This is a genomic window from Streptomyces sp. NPDC006510 (assembly GCF_040611955.1).
Taxonomy (GTDB): Bacteria; Actinomycetota; Actinomycetes; order Streptomycetales; family Streptomycetaceae; genus Streptomyces.
Map to the genome: position 1 here is coordinate 1 of NZ_JBEXPH010000377.1, position 3482 is coordinate 3482.

Below are 3482 nucleotides of genomic sequence, written 5' to 3' on the forward strand. Positions count from 1 at the left end.
TGGCCCGGCGCCTCGTCGCCGGCCGGTTGCGCGTCCGGGTGGCGGGCCCAGCGGGCCAGCCAGAGCGCGTCGCGGAGCTGCTCGACGCCGGGGTCGAGCCCGGCCTCGCGCAGCCGTGCCACGAACGCGGGATAGAGCCCCGCTTCGTCGGCGCCACGCGCATCGGGGGAGCCCTCCGGCCCGCCGCCCGTCATCGGCACATCACCTCGGCCGGTCGAGTCGCTGGATGAGCAGGTCGGCGAGCCGGTCGCGGCCGGCCGGGGCGGCGGCGTCGGTGAGGTAGATCGCGTTCAACAGCTGGTCCGTGGCGAGGAGTTCGCTGCGGGACCGCTCCAGGAAGTGGGCGATGAGGTCGTCCCCGGCGCGCGCGGCCTCGTCGCCGAGGTGGGCGCGTACGAAGGTCGCGAGACGCTGGTGGTCGGGGCGTCCGAGCTCCAGATGGATGCAGCGGCGCATCAGGGGCGCCGGGAAGTCCCGCTCTCCGTTGCTGGTGAGCACCACGAACGGGAAGGACGTGCACTGCACCCGGCCGCCGCGCACCTTCACCTTGTTGCCGTCGTCGTCGAGGACCTCCGCCTCGCCGTCGGGCAGCCGGTCGGCGATCCGCTCCAGCTCGGGGATGCCGAACTCACCCTCCTCCAACACGTTGAGCAGGTCGTTCGGCAGGTCGATGTCACTCTTGTCGAGCTCGTCGATGAGCAGCACCCGGGGCCGGGCCGAGGGCAGCAGCGCGGTGCCGAGCGGCCCGAGCCGGATGTAGCTGCCCACGCCGTCCGCGGCCGCGGCACCACCGGTACCGGCCGCCGCGCCGTGGGCGGCGATCTGCACGTCCTGGAGCCGGGCGATCGCGTCGTAGTGGTACAGACCGTCCAGCAGCGTCGTCCGGCTCACGATCGGCCAGCGCAGGACCCTTCCGAGCCCGAGCTCATGGGCGACCGAATGGGCCAGCGTGCTCTTTCCCGCGCCGGGGGTGCCGGTGACCAGCAGCGGACGCCGCAGATAGAGCGCGGCGTTGATCATTTCGAGCTCCTCGGCACCCGGCCGGTGGAGTTCGGCGATGTGCCGGTGGCCGCCGAGGCGCCGGTCGGCGGAGCCGTCCCCGTCCGGCTCGCCGGAAGCCGGGGCGGCGCGGCTCGCGAAGTCACGCCAGGGTGGTGGCGGCGGCAACTGCTCGATGCCTTCGTGCGGTTCGCCGGCCCCTCGGTAGATGAGCCACTCGCTGGGTTCACTCATAACGTGTTCCTCGTCATCACTCGTCCGCCAGGGGCAGCAGTCGAACGTGGTTCACCGTAGCCATCCGGGACACCCCCCGAAAGAGGGCTCACGGCGCCTGCAACAACGGTCCGGGCGGCGGCAGTTGCGGACTGCCGTAGATCAGGGCAATGCCGTCCGACCAGAACATGTCGGTACGGCCCTCGCGCACCCCTTTTCTCAGCTCATGGATCTTCCGCGGAAGCCGGTCGGCCACGCCCGCGCCGTCGACCGTGTCGACGGCGCGGAGGTGGAACTCCGTGCAGGCCGCGGTCCGTTCGGCCCTCGGGCGCCGCCACAGGACCACGTCGAATCCGCCGTCGAGTACCCGCGCGAACCCTGCGACGCTCTGGGTATCGGTCCGGCCGCCGTACCGGCAGAGGACCGGGACGGTCTCGTACGCCAGTCCGCGCAGCTCCGCCGTCACGGGCACGGGTACCCGCATCCCGTCGCCGCAGTCCAGGACCGCGGCCCGGGTCGGGCCGGTGTGCATGCGGTTCCAGCGCGCTTCGCGCTCCTGGACCACGTCGTCGGACGGGGCGGGGCGCTCGTCCGAGCAGCGGACGACCACCGGCCGCTGGACTCCGAGGGGGCGGCTGTCCGCGGGCAGCTCCCACTTCTCGACCTCCAGGTCGAGCAGCGCCGGCGGCACCACGACCTGGAGGATCGCGGGGCTGTCGGGTTCGTCGCACATCCGGAACGCCTTCCCGAGGGAGGAGGCGAGCCGGGACGGCAGTTCGTCGGCCCTGGTGCCCTGGTAGTTCTCGGTCACGGGCAGATCGTCGGCGGAGAGCCGGGCGACGACCCGCCAGTCGTAGTGGTCCGGCTGCCAGGCGCGGGGCTCCAGGTACAGCACGACGAACGTGGGCGTGCGCGGCGGCCGGACCGGCTCGCCGGCCGGTTCGGGGGTCCGCAGGTGTTCGGACCCCTGGTCGTACCGGCCCTGGTACCGGAGCCGGGCCATCTCCCGGCGGAACGGCCGCCGGAGCCGGTCCTCGGCGGTCTCCTTCACCCAGTCCCACAGGGCGTCCTCGGCGAGCTTGGTGGACGGCACCACGTAGGGGCGTTCGGCGGCGATGGCGCTCATGCAGTAGCGCAGGATCCGCTCCAGCGCCTCGTCGCCCTCGCGTGCGTCGTAGAGGACGCCGAGCCCGTCGCGCCAGCCACGGGGGGCCGGGACGCCGACGGTCCGGTACCCGTACCCCAGGCCGCCGAGGATGTCGAGCAGGCTGCGGGTACTGACCGGAGGAGGGAGCTTGGCGAGCCGCCCCAGCAGGTCGACGCGCTGCTGCGGGGTGAGCGCCGGGCCCGCCACGGAGCCCAGGTCCCGCTGGACGTCCGCCCAGGTCTCCTCGTCGTCGACGGGGTTGTTGTGCCGGTCGGCGTGGTAGCGGTCGTGGGCGTGGAACACGGCCTGGTACGGGTCGTCGGACTCGGCCGCGGCGGCCCGGACCGGCACGGGCAGCGTGCGCAGCCGCTCCACACCGATCGCCGTACCGCCGTTCGTATCGGTGGCGCGTGACTTGAGTACGCCGACGACCTCGCCCCGGGCCAGGTCGACTACGGGTCCGCCGGACATGCCCGCGTACAGCTGGCTCGCCTCGATCAGCACCTGTTCGTCGCCGTCGGCCCAGTCGTCGACGGTGCCCACCACCCGGCATTCCCGGCCGAGCCGCTTGAGCGCTCCCGCTCCGGCGTCCGCCCAGCCCGCGAAGTAGTACGCGCCGCGGTTCATGCCCGTGGAGCGTTCGCTGAGGTACACACAGGGGTGTTCGACGGGACGCAGCAGCTGGATGAGCGCGAGGTCGGGGGCCGGCCAGCCGCCAGCGCCGGGCCGCTCCTCGGGCAGGGCCGCCACGACCGTGCCGCCGACCCTGACGGCGTCGCCGCCACGCGTGGTCTTGTACACCACGTTCACCTGACGCCCCCTCCCGTCCATCGCCACGTGCGCGCACGTGAGGACCCAGCTCGGGGCGATGAAGAAGCCGCTCCCCAGGAAGTCGCCGTCGGATCCTTCAGGGGCATACCCGGGCTCCGGACGATGGATGCGCACCGTCGCGTCCTTCACGAGGCTCATCAGCGCGGATTCCGCGCCGTTCGGCCCCTGCCACGCGCCCCCGCCCGGCGGCTGCGTCACGATCCGCTTCCGTCGTCCGGCCCGGAGCCGCTCGCATGCGCCGGTGCGCCGGTGGGTGCCCGCCGGCGCAGCCGCCCCCGACCCGTCCGCCGGG

At 73.3% G+C, this 3482-nt stretch carries 3 protein-coding genes; all 3 read right to left on the reverse strand.

Going from position 1 to position 3482, the window contains the following annotated elements; genetic code table 11:
• A partial coding sequence (locus tag ABZY11_RS43545; RefSeq protein ID WP_356484478.1) for a hypothetical protein occupies positions 1 to 194 on the reverse strand: 194 nt, incomplete at its 3' end.
• Positions 195 to 201: 7 nt separating this feature from the next.
• The gene (locus ABZY11_RS43550; protein ID WP_356484479.1) at positions 202 to 1233 is read right to left on the reverse strand and encodes a MoxR family ATPase; all 1032 of its coding nucleotides are present in this window, start codon (positions 1231 to 1233) and stop codon (positions 202 to 204) included.
• Positions 1234 to 1321: 88 nt separating this feature from the next.
• Positions 1322 to 3388 carry a trypsin-like peptidase domain-containing protein gene (locus ABZY11_RS43555; RefSeq protein ID WP_356484480.1) on the reverse strand — a complete coding sequence of 689 codons (2067 nt, stop codon included), beginning with the start codon at positions 3386 to 3388 and terminating at the stop codon, positions 1322 to 1324.
• Positions 3389 to 3482: the final 94 nt, after the last annotated feature.

Excerpts from the sequence above, each read along its gene's own strand:
- ABZY11_RS43550 (WP_356484479.1), bottom strand. The coding sequence starts at position 1,233 with ATGAGTGAACCCAGCGAGTGGCTCATCTACCGAGGGGCCGGCGAACCG.